The organism is Actinocatenispora sera, from assembly GCF_018324685.1.
Classification (GTDB): domain Bacteria; phylum Actinomycetota; class Actinomycetes; order Mycobacteriales; family Micromonosporaceae; genus Actinocatenispora; species Actinocatenispora sera.
Genome location: NZ_AP023354.1, coordinates 2747814 through 2769695 on the forward strand (window position 1 = coordinate 2747814; position 21882 = coordinate 2769695).

General features: G+C 72.3%; 18 protein-coding genes and 1 pseudogene. 11 read left to right on the forward strand and 8 right to left on the reverse strand.

What is annotated here, in order from left to right:
* Positions 1-50: 50 nt before the first annotated feature.
* The gene (locus Asera_RS13160) at positions 51-3182 is read left to right on the forward strand and encodes a discoidin domain-containing protein (RefSeq protein ID WP_030445642.1); all 3132 of its coding nucleotides are present in this window, start codon (positions 51-53) and stop codon (positions 3180-3182) included.
* An 18-nt stretch (positions 3183-3200) separates the two neighbouring features.
* Here the strand turns inward: Asera_RS13160 and Asera_RS13165 are convergent, their stop codons facing one another.
* The gene (locus Asera_RS13165) at positions 3201-3785 is read right to left on the reverse strand and encodes a membrane protein (RefSeq protein ID WP_030445641.1); all 585 of its coding nucleotides are present in this window, start codon (positions 3783-3785) and stop codon (positions 3201-3203) included.
* A 137-nt stretch (positions 3786-3922) separates the two neighbouring features.
* Here Asera_RS13165 and Asera_RS13170 point away from each other — a divergent pair, with 137 nt between their 5' ends.
* The 4 genes from Asera_RS13170 (at position 3923) to Asera_RS13185 (ending at position 5662) form a co-directional block, all read left to right on the forward strand.
* Complete coding sequence (locus Asera_RS13170) at positions 3923-4501, forward strand: TetR/AcrR family transcriptional regulator (RefSeq protein WP_030445640.1); 579 nt, start codon at positions 3923-3925, stop codon at positions 4499-4501.
* 23 nt (positions 4502-4524) lie between these two features.
* Positions 4525-4833: an L-rhamnose mutarotase gene (locus tag Asera_RS13175; protein ID WP_030445639.1), complete on the forward strand. Its 309-nt coding sequence runs from the start codon at positions 4525-4527 to the stop codon at positions 4831-4833.
* A 57-nt stretch (positions 4834-4890) separates the two neighbouring features.
* Positions 4891-5220 (forward strand): nucleoside triphosphate pyrophosphohydrolase family protein, encoded by a 330-nt coding sequence (locus tag Asera_RS13180; protein WP_030445638.1) that lies wholly within the window; start codon positions 4891-4893, stop codon positions 5218-5220.
* A gap of 88 nt (positions 5221-5308) precedes the next feature.
* On the forward strand, positions 5309-5662 hold the full coding sequence (locus Asera_RS13185) for a VOC family protein (protein WP_030445637.1): 354 nt from the start codon (positions 5309-5311) through the stop codon (positions 5660-5662).
* 246 nt (positions 5663-5908) lie between these two features.
* On the opposite strand, the gene Asera_RS13190 is transcribed toward Asera_RS13185, so the two are convergent.
* The 4 genes from Asera_RS13190 to Asera_RS13205 are packed head-to-tail and all read right to left on the reverse strand — an operon-like array spanning position 5909 to position 12850.
* Positions 5909-7240 (reverse strand): Wadjet anti-phage system protein JetD domain-containing protein, encoded by a 1332-nt coding sequence (locus tag Asera_RS13190; RefSeq protein ID WP_157034756.1) that lies wholly within the window; start codon positions 7238-7240, stop codon positions 5909-5911.
* Positions 7227-10589: an ATP-binding protein gene (locus Asera_RS13195; RefSeq protein ID WP_084131210.1), complete on the reverse strand. Its 3363-nt coding sequence runs from the start codon at positions 10587-10589 to the stop codon at positions 7227-7229. The genes Asera_RS13190 and Asera_RS13195 overlap by 14 nt, the downstream gene beginning before the upstream one ends.
* Positions 10582-11316 carry a DUF4194 domain-containing protein gene (locus tag Asera_RS13200; RefSeq protein WP_051802076.1) on the reverse strand — a complete coding sequence of 245 codons (735 nt, stop codon included), beginning with the start codon at positions 11314-11316 and terminating at the stop codon, positions 10582-10584. Before Asera_RS13200 ends, Asera_RS13195 begins: the two co-directional genes overlap by 8 nt.
* Positions 11309-12850 (reverse strand): DUF3375 family protein, encoded by a 1542-nt coding sequence (locus tag Asera_RS13205; protein WP_051802075.1) that lies wholly within the window; start codon positions 12848-12850, stop codon positions 11309-11311. Before Asera_RS13205 ends, Asera_RS13200 begins: the two co-directional genes overlap by 8 nt.
* Before the next feature lie 299 nt (positions 12851-13149).
* On the opposite strand from Asera_RS13205, the pseudogene Asera_RS13210 reads away from it, so the two are divergent.
* The 3 genes and pseudogenes from Asera_RS13210 to Asera_RS13215 form a co-directional block, all read left to right on the forward strand.
* Positions 13150-13461: pseudogene (locus tag Asera_RS13210) on the forward strand (Hsp20/alpha crystallin family protein); the annotation flags it as partial.
* Between the two features lie 121 nt (positions 13462-13582).
* Complete coding sequence (locus Asera_RS33595) at positions 13583-13714, forward strand: hypothetical protein (RefSeq protein WP_280529727.1); 132 nt, start codon at positions 13583-13585, stop codon at positions 13712-13714.
* A 33-nt stretch (positions 13715-13747) separates the two neighbouring features.
* Entirely contained in the window at positions 13748-14014 is a 267-nt protein-coding gene (locus Asera_RS13215) for a hypothetical protein (protein ID WP_030445631.1), read from the forward strand.
* Positions 14015-14037: 23 nt separating this feature from the next.
* Here the strand turns inward: Asera_RS13215 and Asera_RS13220 are convergent, their stop codons facing one another.
* Entirely contained in the window at positions 14038-14739 is a 702-nt protein-coding gene (locus tag Asera_RS13220) for an NADPH-dependent F420 reductase (protein ID WP_051802073.1), read from the reverse strand.
* A gap of 14 nt (positions 14740-14753) precedes the next feature.
* Positions 14754-16013 (reverse strand): styrene monooxygenase/indole monooxygenase family protein, encoded by a 1260-nt coding sequence (locus Asera_RS13225; RefSeq protein WP_051802072.1) that lies wholly within the window; start codon positions 16011-16013, stop codon positions 14754-14756.
* A 535-nt stretch (positions 16014-16548) separates the two neighbouring features.
* Here Asera_RS13225 and Asera_RS13230 point away from each other — a divergent pair.
* The 3 genes from Asera_RS13230 to Asera_RS13240 all read left to right on the forward strand — a co-directional run bounded on the left by Asera_RS13230 (position 16549) and on the right by Asera_RS13240 (position 20826).
* Positions 16549-18993 (forward strand): ATP-binding protein, encoded by a 2445-nt coding sequence (locus Asera_RS13230; protein ID WP_030445628.1) that lies wholly within the window; start codon positions 16549-16551, stop codon positions 18991-18993.
* A 131-nt stretch (positions 18994-19124) separates the two neighbouring features.
* Complete coding sequence (locus Asera_RS13235; protein WP_030445627.1) at positions 19125-19718, forward strand: TetR/AcrR family transcriptional regulator; 594 nt, start codon at positions 19125-19127, stop codon at positions 19716-19718.
* A 217-nt stretch (positions 19719-19935) separates the two neighbouring features.
* Positions 19936-20826, forward strand: a complete 891-nt coding sequence (locus Asera_RS13240; RefSeq protein ID WP_051802071.1) for an SDR family oxidoreductase — start codon at positions 19936-19938, stop codon at positions 20824-20826.
* 30 nt (positions 20827-20856) lie between these two features.
* Here Asera_RS13240 and Asera_RS13245 read toward each other — a convergent pair whose 3' ends face one another.
* Positions 20857-21582, reverse strand: coding sequence for a hypothetical protein (locus Asera_RS13245; protein WP_157034753.1), 726 nt, complete (start codon positions 21580-21582; stop codon positions 20857-20859).
* Positions 21583-21882 lie beyond the last annotated feature (300 nt).

Sequence of the window (21882 nt, forward strand, 5' to 3'; positions counted from 1 at the left end):
CAGCGACAGGAGGGGTCGACCGCGCGTACCGGATGTGTGAGGATCCGGTCATGACAACGTTGCCAGTGCAGACCGGCCTGAGCCGCCGCGGGCTCCTGCGGGCGGCCGGCACGGCCGGTGCGCTCGCCGTCGCATTGCCTTACGTTGCACCGGATCGCGCCGCGGCCACGACCGCCAGCGCGCGGCAACGGCTCGCCGCCGACGAGGTCGCGCGCACCTACCATCGGGTACTGCTCCGGCACACTCGGTGGGCCGAGACGCAGTGGGACGGGAGCGCCGGGCACTACCTGGCGAAGGACTTCTCGTTCGCGGTCGTGCTCGGCAATGCGGTGTTGCTGACTCGTGATGGTTACGACGCGGACCTCGCCGGCGTCGACTCCGAGACCTTGCGGCAACACACGGTTGCGACGCTGTCGCACTTCGCTGCGTCGAACCGGCTCCTCGGCGGTACCGAGTGGGGCAGGACGCTGTTCTTCGACACCACCTTCCAGCTCTACTTCCAGCTGGCCGGGCGGCTGCTGTGGGACGAGCTCGACGCGCAGACCCGGGCCAACCTCGACCTCATCGCCCGGCGGCAGGCCGACTACACCGTCTCGCTGGGCAGCGGCGACGACCCGCTGTCCGGATCGTGGACACCGCACGGGTTGTCCGGCGGCTGGGTCGGCGACACCAAGCTGGAGGAGATGGGCGTCTACGCGCAGTCGATCGCGCCCGCGCTGGCCTGGGCGCCGGACGCGGCAGGCGCGGCGGACTGGCGCGACTGGTACGCGCGGTGGAGCCGCAACGAGACCGGCCACCCGGCGGCCGACCACGCCAACCCCACGGTGGTCGACGGTGCGCGGGTGTCGAGCAACACCGCGCACAACCTGTACGACACGTTCCTGGTGGAGAACCACGGCTCGTTCGGGCCGCACTACCAGTGCGAGCTGTGGCGCACCTCCGGCCGCAACGGCATCCACTTCATCGCCGCCGGCCAACCGATGCCGGCCGTACTGGCCGAGCAGCCGAACGGGGACCGGTTGTGGCGCAGCATTCTCGCGGTGATGAGCGACGCGGGTGAGCCGCTGATGCCGATGGTCGCCGACCGGGAACACCTGTACGGCCGGGACGTCATCCCGATCGCGTTCCTGGCGCAGGTGCTGGGCGACCGGCGGGCGGCGTGGGCCGAGCAGGCGCTCGCCGCCCGGCTCGACGCCTACCAGGACTATCCGCCGCAGTACCGGATCACGAAGTTCTCCGGTGAACCGAAGTACGAGCCGGAGGCGCGCGCCGAGGTGGCGATCAGCTACCTGCTGCACGAGTGGCGGGCTCGGGAGGGCGCACCGGTGGCGCCGTTGTCGGCGGCCGAGGTGTTCGCCGACGCGTCCGGCGTCATCGACTTCGGTACCGGGCCGGGCCTGGTGGCACACCAGTCGCCGGCGGCGTGGGCGGGCGCGGTCAGCAAGCCCGGCTTCGCCAAGTTCGCCTGGCAGCCGGGCCACGACGACTGGCTGTTCGTCCTCAGCGGTACGACCCCGATGTTCCTGCCTGCCACCGGCGCCACGGTGCGCAACCGCACCGTCGCCACCTACCTCCGGGCCCGGAACGGGTTCGACGCCAGCGCGGTGGTGCTCGGCTTCGACGCCGGCCGGGCCGGGTTCGCCTCGCTGCCCGGCGGTTCGGTGGTGTACGCGTCCAGCGGTGTCGCCGCTGGCGAGGGGCACCTGGAGGTCCACAACCTCACCATGCCGGGCGTGCCCGGTCTCGACGGTGACCGTACCTACACCGCCGCCGAGGGCGGTGTGACCGTGCCGGCGAACGACGACTCGTCCGGTGCGGCCCGGGTCGACACCGTCACGTTCGACCGGACGAGTGCGCGCTGGGTACGGATGCTCGGTGTCACCCCGGATCCCCGCTACGGCTACTCCATCATCGAGCTCGCCGTGCGGGACGGCGCCGGCGCGAACCTGGCGCAGGGCAAGGCGACGAGCGCGTCGTCGGCGGACACCGGGCACGCCGCCGGGTACGCCACCGATGGCGACGACACGACCCGCTGGGCGGTGTCCCGGGCCGACCGGCCGCGGGCCGACAGCTGGCTCGCGGTCGACCTGGGCGGGGTGGCCGAATTCGACCGGGTGAGGATCGACTGGGAGGCAGCGGCCGGCCGCGCCTACCGCATCCAGGCGTCCGCCGACGGCGAGAGCTGGACCGACGTGGCGAGCTACCCGCACCCCGACCTGTCCAGCAGCGGCGGCTGGCTGAACGTCGACGGCCGCGCCGGGCTCGTCGTCCGCGGCACCGACCACCCGATCACTGTGCAGGGCAACGTGATCACGCTCGCCGACGGCCCGGCCGCGCCGCTGCTGGTGGAGGGCCGTCCCGGGCTGGACGACGCCGCCACCCGGAAGGCGGCCGCCGACCCGGCGCCGTCCACCGACACCGACGGGCTGGCGTCGAGCCTCGCCGAGGGGTACCTCAGCGTGTTCAACCTGACCGGTGCCCGCCTGGCCGGGACCGTGACGATTCCGGCGCGGGACACCGCGGTACCGGTGTTCGCCGGGACGCAGACCACGACCGCGGCCGGCACCGCGTACCAGGTCGAGCTCGCGGCCGGCAGCGCCGCGGTACTCGCGCCGTGGTTCACCGTCGAGCCGCTCGGCGGGCGCCGGCTGCCGGCGGGGCTGGTCGTCGAGGTGGCCGACGCGCACCGGCTGCGGCTGCACGGGCCGTCGGGTCCGGTACGGGTGCGCAGCCGCAGCGGTGCCGACCGGGTCGTCGTGGTCGGCGCGCACCGCACCGACGTGGTGTTCGGCTCGGTCCCGGCGTACCCGATCGCCGATCTGGCGTTGGGCCGCGTGACGTTCCCGACCAGCCCGCTGCCGGACGGCATGACCGATCCGGCCGCCGCCGTGGACGGCAGCGACGCGACGGCGTGGACGCCCGGCCGTGCCGGTCGGATGGTGGTCGACCTGGGCGGCGCCGAGTCGCTGGGCGCGATCGAGCTGCACTGGATGCCCGGTCGTCCGCCGGCCGCCACCGTGTCGACCAGCACCGACGGCCTGTCGTACGAGCAGGTTGCCCGGCTGCGCGCCGGCCAGCGCCGGGCCGAGCTGTCCGGTACGGCCCGCTACGTGGCCGTCTCGGTGCCGGGCTGGCGGCACGGCGACGCGCACCTCCGCCAGCTCGTGCTCCGGCCGCACTGACCGTCCACCGGAGGTGCGTCACTTCCGCAAGGTGGCGCGGCGGTGCAGGCGGATCGCCGAGACGAGGAAGAAGATCCCGCCCAGGGTGGCGTACCCGGCGATGTTGGTCAGCGACGAGGCCTTCCCGCCGGCCTGCAGGACGAAGCTTGCGCCGGCGACGACGGAGATCGCGCCGCTGAGGATCATCGCCCACTGGCCACCGAGCCGACGGCGCAGGATCGCGACGACCAGTTGCACGATGCCCGCGGTGATCGCCCAGGCGCCCCACACCGTCAGCACGCTCGGTATGCCCGAGGTGGCCGCGGCGGCCAGGCCGAGGAAGGTGAGGAAGCTCAGCGCCATGTTGAGATACAGCGGGGTGCGCGGCCGGCTGGTACCGGAGGTGCGGAAGTCGATCACCGCGGCGGCGGCGTCGAACAGTGGGTAGATCACCAGCAGGCCGATGCTGGCCGGGTTGAGCGTGGAGGCGACGAGCACGACCAGCCCGGCCCAGACGATCGCGAACCCGAACCGCACATAGTAGAGGTTTCGCAACCCTGTGCTACCGCTGGCGACGTCGATCTGTGCGCCGGTGTCGATGGACGTGTCGATCGATGTGGGCATGGTTCCCCCTCGGTGGGTGATTCGCTCTGCAAGACAGAACGATCGGTCTCCCTAGCGTGCAGCTACTCGGCGACGATGTCAAGACCGACCGTTCTATCTGCTAGGCTCGACCCGGCGCTTCGGGAAGGGGCAGGCACATGTCGCAGGCACGGGACCGGCTGCTGCGAACGGCGACCGAGCTGTTCTACGCCGAGGGCATCCACGCCGTCGGCGTCGACCGCGTCATCGCCGTCGCGCAGGTCACCCGCGCCACGCTGTACCGGCACTTTGCGAGCAAGGACGACCTCGTCGTCGCGTACCTGACCGCCGCCGACGAGGCGATCCGCGCGCGCACCGCCGCCGCTCGGGCGAAGGACGCCCCGCCGGAGGACATCGTGCGCGAGATCGGGCAGCACATCGCCGACGACATCCAGGGCCAGGGCTTCCGCGGCTGCGCGTTTCTCAACGCGGCCGCCGAGTACCCCGATCCGGCCCATCCGGTGCACCAGGCGGTCCTGAAGCACCGGCAGTGGTTCCTGGACACGGTCACCGAGCTGCTCGCCGCCACCGGCGAGACCGACCCGGACGCCGCCGCCCGGCACTTCGTGATGCTGCGCGACGGAGCCATGGCCGCCGGCTGCCTCACCGACCCGAAACCGATCGGCGAGACGTTCCTGCTCGGCGTCGAAGGGCTGCTTCACTCCCGCAACGGCCGGCGTCCGCCGGCGAAGCGCTAGAACGTCGTCGACGGAGGTGTGGGATGGCGCGGGCTGCGTTCGTGCTGACGATCCGGCCGGACAAGGTCGAGCAGTACCTGGCGGCGCACCGGGAGGTGTGGCCGGAGATGCGGGCCGCGCTGCGCGAAGCGGGGTTCCGCAACTACTCGATCCACCTGTCCGGACGGCAGGCGTTCGGCTACTTCGAGGCCGACGACCCGGCGGCGGCGTTGGCGGCGATGGCCGAGACCGAGGTCAACGCCCGCTGGCAGGACCGGATGGCCGAGCTTCTGGAGCAGCGGGTCGACGACGACGGCCCCGGCCTGCTCCCCGAGATCTTCCGCCTCGACTGACCCGCGCGAGCCAACTGATTCGCGGATGGCAGGGACGCTGGACCATACTGGGCGGCCATGGACCTGGACGACTACCAGCGGGGCGCCCTGCATACCGCGGCTCCCCGTGACAAGAAGAACGAGCTGCTGCACCTGGTGCTCGGGTTGGTCGGGGAGTCGGGGGAGGTCGCGGAGAAGTTCAAGAAGTGGGTCCGCGACGCCGACAGCGACGAGTCGCGAATCGACCGGGCCGACATCGCCAAGGAACTCGGCGACGTGCTCTGGTACGTGGCGGTGCTCGCCGACTACCTCGACCTGTCGCTGGACGACATCGCCGCGGGCAACCTGGCGAAGCTCGCCAGCCGGCAACGCCGCGGTGTCCTCGGCGGTACCGGCGACAACCGCTGACCCCGAGGCAGGAACACGGCAGCACCCGGCCGGCGCCACGACAGCAGTTGCGCCGCGATCCGGCAGTACGACAGGAGAAAGGGCGGACATGGCGAACCGTTGGATCGGCGTCACGGTCGACTGTCTCGACGTGCAGCGGGTGGCGCGCTTCTGGAGCGTGCTGCTCGACCGGCCTGAGGGGCCGTCCATGCCCGGCTGGGTGTACCTGGGACACGTCGACGACGCGCAGCCTCGGCTGGTCTTCCAGCCCGTCACCGAGCCGAAGCAGGGCAAGGTACGGCTGCATCTCGACGTGCTGGTCGACGACATCGACGCGGGGATCGCGCAGGTCGTCTCGCTCGGCGGCCGGTTCACCGGCGAGCGCCACGACTACGACGAGGGTGTCGTCGTCGTGATGGCCGACCCGGAGGGCAACGAGTTCTGCCTGTCCCAGTTCTACTGAGCCGCGGGTGCGGTGCGACGCCCGGTGCTCCCCGGAACGCCCGCGCGTCCGCCGGACCGCGCCGCCGCGGTTTCGTGGCGGTACGGATGTGGGTACCCGCCTGGCATGAGCTATTCACGCACTACTTCGCGTCCGGCTCATTACAAGGGCCGGCATCGCCGGCACCCGGGCGGACTGGGTGCCCGGTTGCGACAGTCGGCCGATGGGCTGCGGCGCTAGTCAGCGGCGACGGCGCGCGGCGATCGATCACGGCCGTGCGGCAGCGGGTTCGGACGGGGATGCCATCGCCTCGACCAGGGCCCGGTAGGCATCGGGCCAGAGGATTCGTTCCTGTTCCAGCAGCAGCCCGGTGCCGGTGGCGGCGGCATGCTCGGCGAGGTGGCGGTACAGAGCCATCTCGTCCGGGGTGAGGTGCGGCAGGCTCGAGCGGGTCGTGCCGGCACCGTCCACGGCGAGGTGCCGGTAGCGGTCCAGCGTCGCCCGATCGGTGAGAATGGTGCGGGCGTCGATGCCGTGGCCGCGCAGATCGTCGACGAAGTGCAGCCCGGGCAGATCGAGGTCGCCCCAGTAGATGACCCGGCGGGCGGTGCGGACCCAGCCGATGCGGGCGTAGGCGGCGACGCTGAACCCCTGTCCGTGCAGGATGACCGCGCCGGGGTGGTCGGTCGTGACGGCGTAGCCGGTCTCCTTGGCCTCCAGGATGACGACGGTGTCCGGTGTCTGCTCCCAGCGGTTGAGGTCGTCGGTACTGGCGGCCAAGTGGCGCATCCCGCCGATCTGGTGCCGGAGCTCGGGATCGAGGACCGCGACCTGGATGAGCTCTGGGGGCACGCGCAGGCCGAGCCGTCGGTACAGCCGGAGCCGCGCCGTGGCGCCCGCGCCGGTGTCGTCGGCGGTCGCGCCGGCATCGCCGGTACCGGCGTCGGACCCGGGCCCGGGATTCGGCCCGGCGTCAGGCCCGGGCCCGGAGGCGGGCCCGGTGTCGGGGTCGGCAGCGGTGCTGGCGTCCGGATCGTCACCGAGCAGCGCGAGAACCAGCGGTGCATGGCGTTGCAGCCACTTGGTGTCGATGCCCTCGATGGGTAGCTGGCGCAGCAGCATGCCCGACGACGGGTTGGCCCGCAGCCAGCTTGCGGTGGTGACGAGCCGCCGGTGGTCGGCGTCGGCCAGTTCGGTGATGCGGCGGACGAGGGGGCCGAGCCGCGCGTCGGGGAAGTGGCGGGTCAACTCGGCGAGCCGTGCGCCGCAGCGTTGCCACACCGTCGCCGTGCCCGGATCGGCCGCGGCGACGTCGTACGCCCGGGCCAGGACGAGGGTCTTCGGCATCGGGTGCACGCCGGTCCGGAAGTCGCGGTTGGCCCAGGTCACGGTGCCTGGCCCGGGGTAGTCACGCCAGCTGTCGGCCCAGGCGTGGCAGGCGACCGGGTCCGCTCGCCGTTGCGCGGTACCGGGCTCCTGCAGCGAGATGTGCAGCGGCCAGCTCCCGCGCCGCTGCGCCCAGCTCGGGTAGTCGCGGCGGAAGCGCGCGGCCAGCAGCGTCCGTACCTGTTGCGGGGTACGCATGTCAGGCGGTGGCACGGGCGTCGTCGTGATGTTCGGCCCGGGTGATCAGCTCGCCGAAGGTGGCGGTGGCGGCGTCGGACTGGGCGCCGTGCGGCAACAGCCGCTTGTCGACCAGGATGGCCTGCCCGATGAACGGTTCGAGGATGCCGGCCATCCGGATCGGTGCGGCGATCACCAGCTGGAAGCCGAAGTCGTCGAACGCGGCGAGCGCCTGCCGGGAGAACTCCTCGTCGGACTTGCTGAACGCCTCGTCGAGCATCAGCGGCGCGAACACGGGCAGCCCGTCGCCGTCCGGGTCGGCAAGGTTGTAGCTCAGCGCGGCGGCCAGGCAGAACGCGACGAGCTTCTCCTGCTCGCCGCCGGAGTTGGACGAGGTGTTGCGGTACGTGTAGTGGATCTCGCCGTCCCCGTCGACCTCCTGGCCGTAAAAGCTGTAGCTGGTGCGCACGTCCAGTACGTTGCGCCGCCAGGCGCGGGCTTCGGCGGTGTCGGCGGTGAACTGCCCCATCAGCTTCTGCACCCGCTGGAACTGGGCGAGCAGCTTGGTCGCGTTGCCGCGGGCGGCCGGCGCCTGGCTCAGCAGCGTGTCGACCATGGTGCGGAACTCGCGCACGTCGGCGGATCGAGCGGCCTTGTAGGCGATCTGCAGGTACCGGCCGGTGTTGAACTCGACCCGGCGCAGCCCGTTGTTGACCATGTCGACGCGGCGCCGGATGTCGTCGGTGGCGTTCTCGATGGCCCGTTGCAGCACGCTGATCGACGGCACCATGTCCTCGCTGATCATCTGCTGGAACCGGTCCATCGCCTGGGGTAGCCGGCGTTGCCTGATGTCGGCGTGCAGTGCGGCGAAGTCCGCGCCGGCGGCGTCGACATCGCCGCTGGTGTCCGGGGCCGAGTCGGGCCACTGCTCGCAGAACCGGTCGATCGCGCTCTTCACTCTGGTACGGGCGTGCATGCGCTCGGCGTTGGCCGCCTCCCGCCGGCTCTGCAGCTCGCGGCGCAACGCGGTCCTGGCCGGGTTGACGTTTCCCGGGTCGACGTCGACCTCGGTCGCGGCGAGCGCCTCGTCGAGGTAGCCGCGGGCGCTGTCGTCGATCTCGTGCGGCCGGTCGGCTTCGGCGTCGAGGATCTCGACCAGCGCCTGCTGGCGGGCGTTGTGCCCGGACAGCTGGTTCTTCAGGGTGGCGCGCTGGTCCACCAGGTCCTCCCACTGCTGCCTGGCCTCGTCGCGGCGCTTCTCCAGCAGCTGCAGGTTGGCGTTGTTGGCACGCACCTCGGCCAGCCGGTCGGCCAGCTCATCGGCCCGCTGCCCGGCGCTCCAGTGGTCGAGCTGGTCCCAGTCGGTGTGCTCGGCCAGCTGGGCACCGCAGCGGCCGATGCGGTCCAGCGCCGCCCACCGCCCGTCCAGCTGGTCGGCTTCGGCCTGCGCGGCGCGGCGGCGCTCGTCGAGGGCGGCCAGCTCGTCCTCGATCGCGGCGATCTTGGCGGCCGTGTTGGCGCCCAGGATGTACGAGGAGCGGCTGGTCAGCTCGGGCCGGTCGTCCTTGCGGAAGACGTTGCCGGGCTGCTTGACGGTGCCGTGCACGGTGACCGCGATCGGGTGCGGTTCCAGCTCCCGGGCCGACTCGACGCACACGTGCTGGAACCGCTTGGCGAGCTGGGCCGCCAGCCACCTGCCGCTGGGGTGGTCGGCGTCGACGGTCAGCTTGCCGGCGAGCGTTTCGGCGGCCGGTTGTGGCGCCGCGGCGGTGACGGGGCTGACGATGCTGTACTCGACGACGCCGCGCATGTCGTGCTCGTCGACGAACCGCATCACCGCCTGCTGGTGGCGGGCCGGCACCAGCAGGCGCAGCCCGAAGCCGCGCAGCACCTTCTCGGCCGCCGGCCGCCACCGTTCCTCGCCGTCGGCGACGTCGATCAGCTCCGCGGCGAACGCCAGGTCGTCGGCGGGAATCTGCGCCCCGTGCGCGATCAGCTCGCGGCGCTCGCGCTGCCGGGGCGGGATGAGCGACCGCGCCGAGCGCAGCCCCGCCAGTTCGGCCTCCTTGCCCTGGTGCCGGTCGCGGGCGGTCGCGGCCGCGGCGAACACCGCGTGCCGCCGGCCGGCGAGCTGGGTACGTTCGCGGGCGGCGGTGGACACCAGGCTGCCCAGCCGGGTGTGGAACTCGTCGAACTCCTGCCGGTTGGTCGGTGCCGGCTGCTCCACCTGCTCGACCAGGCCGGTGAAGCTCTGGTACGCGCGCCGCCGGGCCTGCGCTTCGCCCTGCGCGGCGCGCAGCTGGGTCTGCAGCTCGCTGAGGATCGATCCGTCGCGGCGCAGCTGCGCCTCCAGCGACTGGTAGCGCTCGGACGCCTGCTCGACCTCGGTGTTCGCCTCGGACAGCTCGGTGTCGAGCCGTTCGATCGTGTCGTCGATCTCGTCCAGCGCGGCCCGCGCGGCCTGCAGCTGGACGGCCCGCAGGTAGTGGTCGAGCGGGGCGCCGAGCAGCTCGTCGGCCATCGTCTGGCGTTGTTCGGACTGCTGGTAGCGCTGCCACGCGTCGGGCAGGTCGTGCAGCGCCCTCTCCTGGGCGTGCGCGCGCCGGGCCGTCTCGTACGCGTCGTTGAGCGGGGTGAAGGTGTCGAGCATGTCGGTGGCGGCGGCGAACGTCGCCGGTTCGTCGAGCATGTTCTCCCGGATGAACAGGTTCAGGTCGCCGACGTTCTTCATCGCCTTCGCCTTGCCCAACAGCGACAGCGCCATGCTGGAGTTGGCCAGCCCGATGCGACGGGACAGCTCGCGGGAGAACCTGACCGGCCCGTCGCAGTGCGTGCAGGCGAACGTGGCGCGCAGCCAGCGGGTGTCGAAGCCGCGGTCGGCCCAGCCGGTCAGCGCGGTGAGTTCGAAGTCCCCTTCGTACAGGTGGAACAGCGACTTGAGCGACGCGTTGTCGGTCTCGGCGCCGGTGAACCACTTGACCACCACCGCGGTGGTGACCGCGCCAAGCCCGTCGTCGTAGGTGGCCGCCACCGCCGACCACGTCGCCTTGCCGCCCCGCAGGTACCGGGTGCGGGCCTGGGCGTTGGCGTCGTTGGTCTCCGACCAGGCGCCACGCACGTAGTCGGCGACGCTGCGGGTGGCCTGCTTGGCGCCCCGTGCGCTCAGATCGGCCGAGGCGTTGAACCGCTGGTCGTGGGTGGGCAGCAGCACCAGCGAGTGCGCGTCCATCAGCGACGACTTGCCGGAACCGGACGGGCCGGTGAACAGCACGCCGCGCTCGTCGATCGGGAAGTCCTTGTAGCCGGTGAAGGTCGCCCAGTTGATCACCTGCAGCCGGGTCAGCCGCACCTGACCGAGGTGGATGGTCCGAGCCCGGTCACTCATCGTCGTCCTCCTCGCCGGCCGTGCCGATGTCGCCGCGGGCGATCGCGGTGTAGGTGTCGGTCAGCGCCTCGACCCGGTCGGCGGTCAGGATCGCGGTGATCACCGGCAGGATGAGGTAGCGATCGGTGCCGCGGATCGGTTGGATGATCGACGCGTCGTCCAGCGACTTGATCGCGGTGCGGATCTTCTTGTCGAACGCGGCCGCGTCGGTGTCGGTGGCCCGCTTGTAGGCGAACATGTGGTCGATCATGTCGCTGGTGGACACCACCGGGTCGTCCGGCGCCACCAGGTACTGCTGGTAGAGGTGCAGCGCGAGCGCGCTCGCCGCGAGGCTCAACGTGCGGGTGCGCAGGATGGTACGGCTGTGCGGGCTCGGGTCGTCGGCCTGCCGGGTGAACGCGTACCGGTGTTCCCGGTTGACCTCCAGCAGCAGTCCCAGTTCCGACAGCCAGCTGCGCAGCACCTGCTCGTACTGCAGCACGATGGCCCAGTGCTTCTTCGCTTTGTCGGTCAGGTGCGGCGCGGCGACCAGCTCCTGCAGCGTCCAGCAGACCTCGGGCGGCAGCGCGCTGGTGTCGCCGTCGAAGCGCGGTTCGTGCTCGCGTTCCAGGTGCGTACCGACGGGTGCAACGGCCGGTTCGGCGTCGAACACCTCGGTCGGATCCAGCGGCGTCGGGGGCGCTTCGGCGAACAGCGCCGGGTCGAAGACCTCGGAGTCCTCAGGCATGGGCTGGCACCTCCGTGAGCAGGCTGCCCTGGCCGGGCCGCGGGCGCGGCGGGCCGCTGCGCCCGGCCGGGTCGGGAAGCTCGTCACCGAACAGCAGGTAGGGCAGCGTGATCGGGCGCAGCCCCTGCGCGGTGTGCGCCACCACGGTGACCCGGGTCTGCAGATCGGCCTTGCCGAACCGGGCGGCGAGCGACCACAGGCCGATGACGTCGCCGGTCCGCGGCTGCGCCAGCAGCTCCAACACGTCCGGCAGCGTCGCGATGCCGTGGTGCGCCTCGATCGCCGCGTTCACCGCCTGGTGCAGCGCCGCCCAGTCGATCGACTCCGCGCCGATCAGGGTCGCCGGGTCGATGGCGAACCCGGCGTCGTCGACCAGCGGATCGGGGCGCTCCGGCGGCCCCTCGTGCAGTCGCAACCGGCCGACCGAGCTGGTGTCCACCCCGCTCGTGGGTACGGTGAAGCCGATGTCGCGACCGCCGTGGGTCACCGCGAACGCCCCGGCCGCCGCCGTCTGCGCCTCCACCACCCGGGTGCGCATGCTGCGGTAGTGCGCGATGTCGCCGCCGCGGACGAACGTACTGATGCGCCGGAACGCCATCGCGCGGGCCTGCTCGACCTCGCGCACCCGCTGCCACATCGCGTCGATGAACCCGTCCAGCGCCTCTGTCACCTCCGCCGGCAGCCCGTCGACGCGCTGCAGCACGTCGGCGATGTCGGTCTCCAGCCGGGAGCGCTGCGAGGGCGTCCCGATCAGCGTCGCGAACGCCCGGAACGCCTGCCCCTCGGGGGATTCGGCGATCACGTCGTGGCCCTCGAACATCCGGTGCAACGACTCGGCGAACTCCTCCGCGTCGTCCGACAGGCTCTGCCGGATCAGCGCCATCGTGTTGGCCTGCATGCGTTCGCCGTACCGGGCGATGTCGGCCGGGATCCGCTCCACCAGGTGCATCAACGCCGAGATCCGTTCCACCAGCTCGGCATGCGCCATCGCCGGCGCGACCCCGCGGTCCAGCTCGGCTCGCTTGGCCCGCAGCGCGCCGATCTGCTCGTCGATCTCCGCCCGGCGCGCCTCGAGGTCGGGGTTGGCCTCCGTCGCGATCTGGTGCACGCCGGCCATCACCATCGCCAGCGCCGACTCGGTCGCGGTGGAGGTGTGCCGGCGCAGGTTGCGCATCTGCCGCACCGCCTGCGCCGCCCCGGCGGTCAGCTGGTACCGCTCGGAGCGCGACTCGGGGTCGACGGTGCGGTGCGCCCAGCCCTTCTTCGTCCACCGGGTCAACAGCACGTCGGCGTCGGCGAACGCCGACCCGGGCCCCTCGCCGGACATCGGCGCCGACCGGGCCAGCCGCGGCAGGTCGCGGTCGATCGCCGCCGCCAGTGCCGCCCCGTCCACCACCTGACCGTCGCCCAGATGCGCCGCCATCAACGCCAGGTGCAGCAACGCGTCGCCCGAGCGCAGCAGTGACATCGTCACGTCCGCCTCGGCGTTGCTGCTGAACTCGTGCAGCAGCTGCTCGGCACTCCTGCCAGCCACGATTCCACCCGCCCCCATACAACAACGCCCCGAACGATACGACCCCCCGGCGACACTCCTGCCGGGCCACCGGGCGGCCGCCGTCGGCGGCGGTATCGGGCCGGCCTGCCAGTCGCGTGGAGGCCCGGCCCGCCGGTCGCGTGGAGGTCTGGACCGCCGGTCGCGCGGAGGTCTGGACCGCCGGTCGCGCCGGACGCATCCCTGCCGCGACTTGACGGCCCTGCGCGCCGGGCTAAAATTGGTCTTGCCACTACAAGTTATGCCCCTCGGCTGGATCAGAATAGTCCGACGACGCCTACCAGGTGCGGCTCGACCTGCCCGGGATCGACGAGGAATCGCTGGAAGTCACGGCCGAGAACAACACGCTCACGGTGCGGGCACGGCGAGACGTGGACGCACCGAAGGGCGCGGAGTTCGTGATGCGCGAGCGTCCGGTCGGCACGTTCAACCGGCAGATGGTGCTGGGTGACGGGCTCGACCTGGAGAGGGTGTCGGCGCAGTACCGCGACGGCGTGCTGACCGCGTCGATTCCGGTCGCCGAGCACGCCCGGCCGCGCCGGATCCCGATCACCCGCTCCGGCAGTGACCGGAAGGTGATCGAGGCGGGCTGACCGGTGCGCGCGCCCGCCCCGTCGCCGGGGTGGGCGCCGCGCGCTCCGTGCGGGAGGTGATGCCACGATCTGATCGCTGTCAGAACGGATCTCTCGGATCCTGGTCGACAAGGGCCTGTCGATGGACGCCGCGTGCCGCATCGTGACCCTGCAGGTCGAGCTGGCGCACGCCCGGGCCGAGATCGCGGAGCTGCGCCAGCAGCTCACCGCCGCCACCGACCGCCGGCCACCGACCGAGGGCCCGAACCGGTGATCGGGCCGACCAGCCAGGGGAGATGGGTGATCGATGAGTCGACGCGTCTACTACGACGAAGACGGGCAGCCCTACTACGAACTGATCTGTGACGCCTGCCGCCGCCGGTACCGGTGCGGCGACGACAGTTGCTACGACTGGCGCCTGCTGGGCGAGGCCGCCGAGTACGACGGCTGGAACGCCGTGGCGTCAGCCGCGACCGGGCCACATCACTGCCCGGACTGCATCCGCACCGGTGCGTCGATCACCGGTGCCACCGCGCGACGATCGAACGCGCCCCGCCCGGCTGCCGTCCACTGAACGCCCGCGACCGCCTGATGCGCTTACCGCGCCTGGTCCGTCGGCGGGTGATCGGTGCGGACCCGGTCGGCGTGCGGTAGCGACGCGGTGATCAGTGCGGGCGCCCGGCTCTCGGCGTCGCGGGCGCCGCGAAGCCGGCCCGCCTGGTACGGCTGGAGCGCGCCGAGGTGCCGGATCAACGCGCACGCCGCCTCGAGGGCGTACGGGTGGTCGCTGTAGACCGGGACGGCTCCGGTCAGCGTGGCGTTGGCCGGGTTGATCAGGCTCGCGGACGAGACGTGGTGCAGCGCGGCGGCCACCAGCGTGTCGGGCAGCACCGCGGCGGCCTCCTCGGCCGCGCTGCCGGCCGGCACGCTGATCAGGTCGATGCCCGCCGCGGTGCGGCGGATCGGGTTGGTGCAGTCGATCAGGGTGGCGCCGGCCAGCTCGCCTCGCAGCGTTCCCAGGGTGTCGGCGTGGGCGGGGTAGGGCAGCGTGGCGATCACCAGCGCTGCGGACGCGGCCTGCGCGTTGCGGGCGCCGCGGACGGTGCCGGTGACCCGGGGCATGGCCATCAGCCGTGCGGCCCACTCGCGGGCGCGTTCCTCCCGGCGGGAGCCGAGCAGCACGGTACGGCCCGCAAGCGCGAGGCGGTAGGCCAGCCCGCGGCCCTGCCGTCCGGTACCGCCGATGATGCCGATGGGCGGTACCGGGTTGCCGGGCTGCGGGCTGGCGTCGGATGACACGATCGGGCCGCCGGTTACGAGGTGGCGGCCTGGTGCCGTGCGACGACCTCGCCGAGGTAGCGCTCGGCCGCCTCGGGGGTCATGAACCAGTCGTTGAGGTCGTCGGGGTCGGTGAACCCGCGGCCGATGCGGTCGGCGACCTCGGGGAACTGGGTTGCCGCGCCGAGGATCTGCGCGACGTGCGGCGCCGGCGGGTGCGGCAGCATCAGCTCGTTGGTCCAGCGGGTCGGTGTCTCGCCGACCTCGGTCCAGAACCGGTCGGCGTTGGTGCGCATCCAGCCGGCGCCGAACGGCCCCTCGCCGTGGTCGCGGATGGCCTGCTCCCAGAACGCGGCCGCGCGGGCGGCGATGTTGGACCCCTGGGCGGTGATCGGGTCGTTGGCCAGCACCACGTCGGCCAGGCCGAGTACGGCGCGGCCGGACGGCAGGATCCCGACGGGGTTGCGCACCGTGGGGGTGAAGGCGCCGACGAGGTTGGCGTGAGGGTCGGTGGGCGTGATCTCGGTGCAGCGCTCGGCCAGCCACGGCGTGTGCCGGCGCAGCACGTCCTGCAGGACCCGCAGGTGCGCCTCCGGGGACAGTCCGGCGTCGAACACGTCCATCGGGCCGCCGGGGATGGCCTCGACGAAGATGATGTCGCAGGTACCGGTGGTGGTCAGGGCGGGGATGACGATGATCTCGCCGGCCCCGGGTACGACGTTGAAGTGCCCGCCGACCACGTCGACGTCCGGGTCGGGCCGCATGCCGCGCACGTAGCAGACGGCCAGCTTCCGTTGCGGCGTGGTGTACGGGGAGCGTTCCGGGATGCGGGTGAACAGCTCGGCGAGCTCACCGCGGCCGGCCGCGACCACGACCAGGTCGTAGCTCCCGGAGTCCAGGTAACCCTCGAGATCGTCGACGGTGGCGGTCCGGGTCCGTACGTGCCGGTCCATCTCGTCGAGCAGTCGCGCCATCTTGACCCGCTGGTCGACCGATCGGGCCGGCGCCGGCAGCCGACCGACCAGATCCAGCCGGGGAGTCTGTGGGGTCGGCGCGAGCGTCATGTGCAGCGCCTCGATCGCGGGCGTCTGGTCGTCCCAGAGGGCCAGGCCGCGGTCGCGCTCGATGGCGAGGGCGGGTTCGAACATCACCTGGGTGGAGGTGGGCCGCCGGGTGCGTACCTGGTCGGCGGTCAGCGCGGAGATCACGGTGACCTCGTGGTCGCCGGTGCGCAGCAGCCCGGCGGCGAGCGTCAGCCCGCACTGGCCGGCACCGACGATGGCGATCTTGGGCATGAGGGGGCTCTTTCCCGATCGAAGGACGGTGGCGACGAACCTATCGCCGAGGCCGGTATGTCCCGTAGGCCGGTCGGCGACGGCGAGGGGTGCCGAGGTGGTCCGGCGGTGAGTGGGGCGTCGCGGCGCGGGCCGGGGGCGAACACCACGGCCGAAGGCGGACTGCCCGGGATCGTTGGTCGCCAGCCGGCGCGCGGAGGTGCGCATCGGCTGGCGACCAGCGGTACGGATCGCTCGCAGGGAAGCCGATGCACTGCACGACGGCGCGGCTGGCCGCGTGCCTCACCTCAAACCCCCGGTACGTCTGCGAGTCGACCTGCCCGATCACTCGGGCGATTTGAGTCTCTCTCGACCTTTGCACCTGCTGCATCCGTACATGTACGCCCGAATGGCAACACCGTACCGCCAGATACGTGGTTTCGGGATGGCGCAGTACCGTATTTCTCGGCGTACGGCATCCGGTTTGTCCTCGAACAGTCGTTACTTTCGCCGTATTGTGAGCCCGAGAGTTGCACAACGGAACGGATGGTTGTCGGTGTCGGAGAACGACCGCTCCGCGCGGTTGCCGTTGGACTACGGTCCGCTGGTCGGCCGGGTCGCCGAGCAGCAGCGCGTCGTGACCCTGCTGGAACGCAACCCGCTGGTCACCCTCACCGGGACCGGTGGCGTCGGCAAGACGCGGCTGGCGGTGCGGATCGCCAACTCCATGGCCGGTTCGATGCCCGGCGGAGCCTGCGTGGTGGAGTTGGCCGGTCTGCCGCCGCTGGGCAACACGACGGTGCAGCAGATCTACGCCGCCATCGGGCGGGCCACCGGCAGCTTCAACCAGCAGTCCGGGCTCGACGTGCTCGTGGACTACCTCAACGAGCACCGCAGCCTGCTGGTGCTGGACAACTGCGAACACGTCGCGGCGCCGGTACGTACGGCGGTCACGGCCTTGCTGGCCGGGGTCCCCGGTCTGCGGATCCTCGCCACCAGCCGCCAACCCCTGCACCTGCACGAGGCCGGCGAGCAGGTCGTCGACCTGGCCCCGCTGTCGACCACCGACGCGATCGAGGCGTTCCTGGCGTACGCCAGCGCCGGCGGAGCGCGCCTGGCCGCCGCCGGCACCCGGGCGGCGACCGATCCGCAGGCCCGGGTGCAACTCCGGCAGATCACCACCCTGGTGGAGGCGCTGGACCGGCTGCCCCTGGCACTGCGGTTGGCCAGCGCCTGGCTGGCCACCACCAGCCTGGCGGAGCTCATCCACGCGGTGACCGCCGATCGCTGGCACACCGTCGTCGACCTGCGTCCGGAGGCCGAACCGGACGGGCGGCACAGCGCGCTGCGCCGCGTCGACGACTGGTCCTGGAGCCTGTGTACGCCGGCCGAACAGCAGGTGTGGCAATGGATCTCGGTGTTTCGAAACCCGGCCACCCAGCACGAGCTGGTGGCCGTGTGCGCCGGTACCGGGCTGGATCGCCCGGCGATCGCGCGGGCCGTCGCGGGGCTGCGCGACAAGCGGATCCTCAGCGCCGGGGCCGGCCGGAACGGGGCACCGCGGCTCTTCCTGCTGGAGACCGAACGCCAGTACGGGGCCGAGAAGCTCGCCGCCGCCGGGCTGCTGCCGGCCGCGCGCGCCGCGCACAGCGGCTACTACGCGTCGCTGACGACCGCGGCGGTGGCCGACTGGATGGGGCCGGAGGAGGTCGAGGTGCTGCACGGCGTGCACGCCCAGCTCGACCACATCGCGAACGCGGTCGACTATCGCATCGCCGGCGGTGAGCTGGTGGGCGCCTGCACGATCGTGTGCGACCTGACCCGGAGCCGGAGCCCGTTCCTGTGCGGCGGGCTCTCGGACGTCCGCGACATCGCCGACCGGGTCATCCGGGCGTTCCACCACCCGACGCCAGCGGGTGGCCGAGCGTCTGGCGAACCCGTGTCTGGTGGCCCCGCGTCTGGTGGCCCCGCGTCCGGCGGCCCCGCGGTCGGTGGGCCGCAGGAGGCGGTGCTGCTGGCCGCCACGATGGCCACCGACGGCTGGGTCACGGTGACCCAGGGCTTTCCCGACCGGGCGTTCGAGCTGATCGCCGCCAGCCACGAGCTGCACGAGCAGTGGCAGCTGGAGCCCACCCCGCCGCTGCTGTTCGCCGAGGGGGGAGCGCTCGCCCTCGCCTACGGTGACCCGGCCGCGGTGCCGTTGCTCGATGCCGCCCGTACCGCCTTCGATGCTCCCGAGACCGCGGGCGATCACCAGATGGCGACCATGATGTGGGCCATGGCGCAGGGGTTCGACGCCGCTCCGGGCGCCGAGGCGGCCGCGGCGGAGTACCTGCGCGTCGCGCAACGCTCGCGGGCGCCCTGGAACGTGTCCTGGGCGCACTGGGTCGGCGCGCTGGCGGCGCTGGGCCACGAGCACCTGGCGGACGCCCGCGACCGGTGCCGGCAGGCCCTGTTGCTGCAGGACGGCATCGGCGACCTGTGGGGGCTGACCTGGTCGCTGCTGCTCGCCGCGGCGATCGTGACCGAATCGCTCGACCCGGACCGGCCCGACCAGCGCCAGGCGCGGCGCGCGGCCTGGCTTGCGGCCGCGGCCGAGGAGCGGCGCCGCCTCATCGGTGTGCGCATCGCCGGACTCAGGCCGCTGGCGCGGCTGCACGAGCGCGTCATGACGCGTGCCGGTGAGGTCCTCGATCCCCGCACCCTGGAGCGGCAGCTCGACGATGGTCGCCGCCGGCACCACCACGCGGTCGAGTACGCGCTCGACGACCGGCGGCCGGCCCGACAGCACCCCACCGGCACGCTGACCCGCCGGCAGCAGGAGGTGGCCCGGTTGATGGTCGGCGGCCTGACCTACGCGCAGATCGCGGACGCATTGCACCTGAGCGAGCGCACCGTGGAGGGTTACGCGGCCGATCTGCTGCACCGGCTCGGCCTCGACAAGCGCACCAAGCTCACCCAGGGCGTCCTCGACGAGGCGCGCACGAGGAGCAGCGGCTGACTCGGCTGGTGCCCCGCCCGGTGGGTCGATCGCCGGCGCGGCACCGGTTCCGCGGGTGTCCCCCGCGGGAGGGCGCTCGGCCGGACCGGCGCCGGCTTGGCAGGACGGGGCGAGTGCGCTAATTTGGTCGAGTGACCAATTTAGTCGATCGACCAACTTCGACTCGTGGTCGTCGGCGCCGCGACCAGCTGATCGAGGCGGGCTTCACGTTGCTGGCCGAAGGCGGCTGGCCCGCGGTGACCACGCGGGCGGTGGCCGAGCGCGCCGGTACCAACGTCGGGTTGATCCACTACCACTTCGGCGGCCTGCCCGGCCTGCACGAGGCCATCGCCCGCCGGGCCGGCGACGAGATCGTCGGCTCGGTCGTCGACGCTCTGGTGGCGGCGCCGGACCCGTCCGCGGCGCTGGACACGGTCCGCGCGCTGGTGCCGGCCACGACCGGCGACGGCCCGCGGATGCGACTGGCGGTGGAGGTCATGGCCGGCGCGCTGCGCGACCCGGTGCTGGGCGAGGTGCTGCGGCAGGAGCTGCGCCGGGCCCGCGAGCGGATCGGCGCCCGGCTCGCCGAGCTTCGGCCCTCCTGGTCCGACGAGCGACGGGCCGGCGCCGCCACCGTGATCGTCGCGCTGGTGGACGGGCTGCTGCTGCACCGCCTGCTGGACACCACGCTGCCCGTCGACGAGGCGCTGACCGCACTCGGCGACCTGCTCGGGGTCCGGCCGTGAGACTGCCCGCATCCGGCGCCGGGGTTGCCGGCTCGGCGGCGCCTGCCCGGTCGGCCACGTGCCCGGTCGAGTGCGTCTCGGCCGCACACCGGCATCGACGTGTCCGATGGCGGTTACGCCATCGCCGTTCGTCGACAGGCTGCCACTCGCGTGCCGCGCTTCGGAGCTGTCCGCAGCATCCTGCCCGTCGGTCCCCGCACGCGAAGGAGAGGCAGTCGTGAAGGTGTTCGTCGCCGGTTCGACCGGCTATCTGGGCTCCCACCTCGTCCGGGAGCTGAAGAACCGCGGGCACCACGTCCGGGCACTGGCCCGCGATCCCGCGAGGCTGGCGCCGATCCGGGACGCGGTCGACGAGGTGTTCACCGCCGACGCCACCGATCCGGACGCACTCACCGGCTGCTGCGAGGGCATCGACGCGATCGTCAGTACCGTGGGGCTGGTCGGCAAGGGCGGCGGGAAGACCTGCTGGGACGTCGACTACGGGGCCAACCGCAACCTGCTGAACGAGGCGGTACGGGCCGGCACGGGCAAGTTCGTCTACTGCTCGGTGGTGCGCGCGCCCGCCCTGGAGAAGCTGCAACTGGTCCGGGCCAAGCGCGCGTTCGAGCAGCGGCTGAGTGACTCCGGGATGGCTCACACGATCCTGTTCCCGAACGGCTTCTTCGCCGACTTCGACGAGTATCTCGGCATGGCCCGCAAGGGCCGGATCTTCGTTTTCGGCAGCGGTGGGTTCCGGATCAATCCCATCGACGGTGCCGATGTCGCCGCAGCGGCCGCCGATGCGCTCACCGCCGACGCTGACGAGGTGGAGCTGGGCGGCCCCGACGTGCTCACCCACGAACAGATCGCCCGGGAGGCCTTCGATGCGCTGGGTACCAATCCGCGCATCACCCGGATCCCGGCGTGGCTGGTGGCTTCCAGCCTGGCCGTACTGCGCCGGGTGACGCCGTTGCGGGTGCACGGCACCGTCGAGTTCCCCCTTACGGTGCTCTCCCACGACGTGCTCTCCCCGCCCGCCGGGAAGCGGCACCTCGACGACTACTTCCACCAGGCGGCAACACCGACCGGCACCGAGGCGGGGGAGGGCGGGCGGGCCGGCGTCGCCTGATCGGAGGGGAGCGGCGCCGGTTCGGGTCTGTCACCGCTGCGGTCGTTGCCGCTGGGCGGTGAACAGGTCCGGGCGGTAGGCCCTGATCCAGTCGCCGATCCGGCCGGTTCGCCACTCCTCGTCGAACACCGGCAGCACGATCGCCTTCATCCGGCGACGTGTCACGGGATCCACCTCGCGGCAGCTGTCGTTCTGCTGCAACTGCCCGCGTACCACCTTGGGGATGGACTGGGTGACCGTGGTGGTGCTGGCGACGCCGACCAGCGCCGGCAGCCACCCGCCTCGGGCGGCCAGCGCGGGCAGCAGGGCCAGCAGACCGCCGACCGCCGCCCCGCGACCGACCGGGCCACCGCCGATGCCCTGCGGTGCGCCCGCCTCCCGCGTCACGACCAGATGCGCGGCGCCCAGGTGCCGGATCTGGTCCCAGGCCAGCTGCACCCGGATGTACCGGTTCGCCAGGGTGGCGCCGGCCGGCGACAGCTCCAGTTTCGTGGTCCCCCAGGTCTCGTCGAACTGGTGCTTCTTCGAGGTGACCATCACGGCAGCGAGGATGAGCGCCAGCACCAGCGACACGACGAACGCCAGGGCGCCGATTCCGGTACAGCCCAGCAGCAGGCCCACCATCAGCGTCACCACGACGAGCTCGGTCACCAGCATCGGCACGAACCGCCGGAAGAACACGCCGAACGACAGCCTGCTGTCGAACGTTTCCGTCGAGGAGAAACCGTCCACCGGTGTGGTCATACCAAGTCCCATCGTCTGGATCGTCGTGGCGTCGCGTGCCGGCCCGGGGGCGGAACGCGGGGTAGCGCCGGCCGATGCGACGCCGTCGGTGGCGCCGGCGCAGAACCGGGCGGCGGTGACGCTGCCAGGGGAGGCTCCCACGGCCGGCTGGCGTCCGGCTGGCAGGAGCGGGTGCGACCCGGGCCCGGGTCGGCGGCCACCGGTGAAGGAAATCCTGGCCCCGCCGCTGGCTCGGCGGATCCGTCCGCGCCCGGTTCTGCCGGTATTCTGCCGGTGCGAGGCTGCCGGGTCGGCCACGGCGGGCGCCGGGGC

Coding starts and splice junctions, on each gene's coding strand:
- Asera_RS13160 (WP_030445642.1), top strand. CDS start 51: ATGACAACGTTGCCAGTGCAGACCGGCCTGAGCCGCCGCGGGCTCCTG.
- Asera_RS13165 (WP_030445641.1), bottom strand. CDS start 3,785: ATGCCCACATCGATCGACACGTCCATCGACACCGGCGCACAGATCGAC.
- Asera_RS13170 (WP_030445640.1), top strand. CDS start 3,923: ATGTCGCAGGCACGGGACCGGCTGCTGCGAACGGCGACCGAGCTGTTC.
- Asera_RS13175 (WP_030445639.1), top strand. CDS start 4,525: ATGGCGCGGGCTGCGTTCGTGCTGACGATCCGGCCGGACAAGGTCGAG.
- Asera_RS13180 (WP_030445638.1), top strand. CDS start 4,891: ATGGACCTGGACGACTACCAGCGGGGCGCCCTGCATACCGCGGCTCCC.
- Asera_RS13185 (WP_030445637.1), top strand. CDS start 5,309: ATGGCGAACCGTTGGATCGGCGTCACGGTCGACTGTCTCGACGTGCAG.
- Asera_RS13195 (WP_084131210.1), bottom strand. CDS start 10,589: ATGAGTGACCGGGCTCGGACCATCCACCTCGGTCAGGTGCGGCTGACC.
- Asera_RS13200 (WP_051802076.1), bottom strand. CDS start 11,316: ATGCCTGAGGACTCCGAGGTCTTCGACCCGGCGCTGTTCGCCGAAGCG.
- Asera_RS33595 (WP_280529727.1), top strand. CDS start 13,583: ATGGACGCCGCGTGCCGCATCGTGACCCTGCAGGTCGAGCTGGCGCAC.
- Asera_RS13215 (WP_030445631.1), top strand. CDS start 13,748: ATGAGTCGACGCGTCTACTACGACGAAGACGGGCAGCCCTACTACGAA.
- Asera_RS13225 (WP_051802072.1), bottom strand. CDS start 16,013: ATGCCCAAGATCGCCATCGTCGGTGCCGGCCAGTGCGGGCTGACGCTC.
- Asera_RS13245 (WP_157034753.1), bottom strand. CDS start 21,582: ATGGGACTTGGTATGACCACACCGGTGGACGGTTTCTCCTCGACGGAA.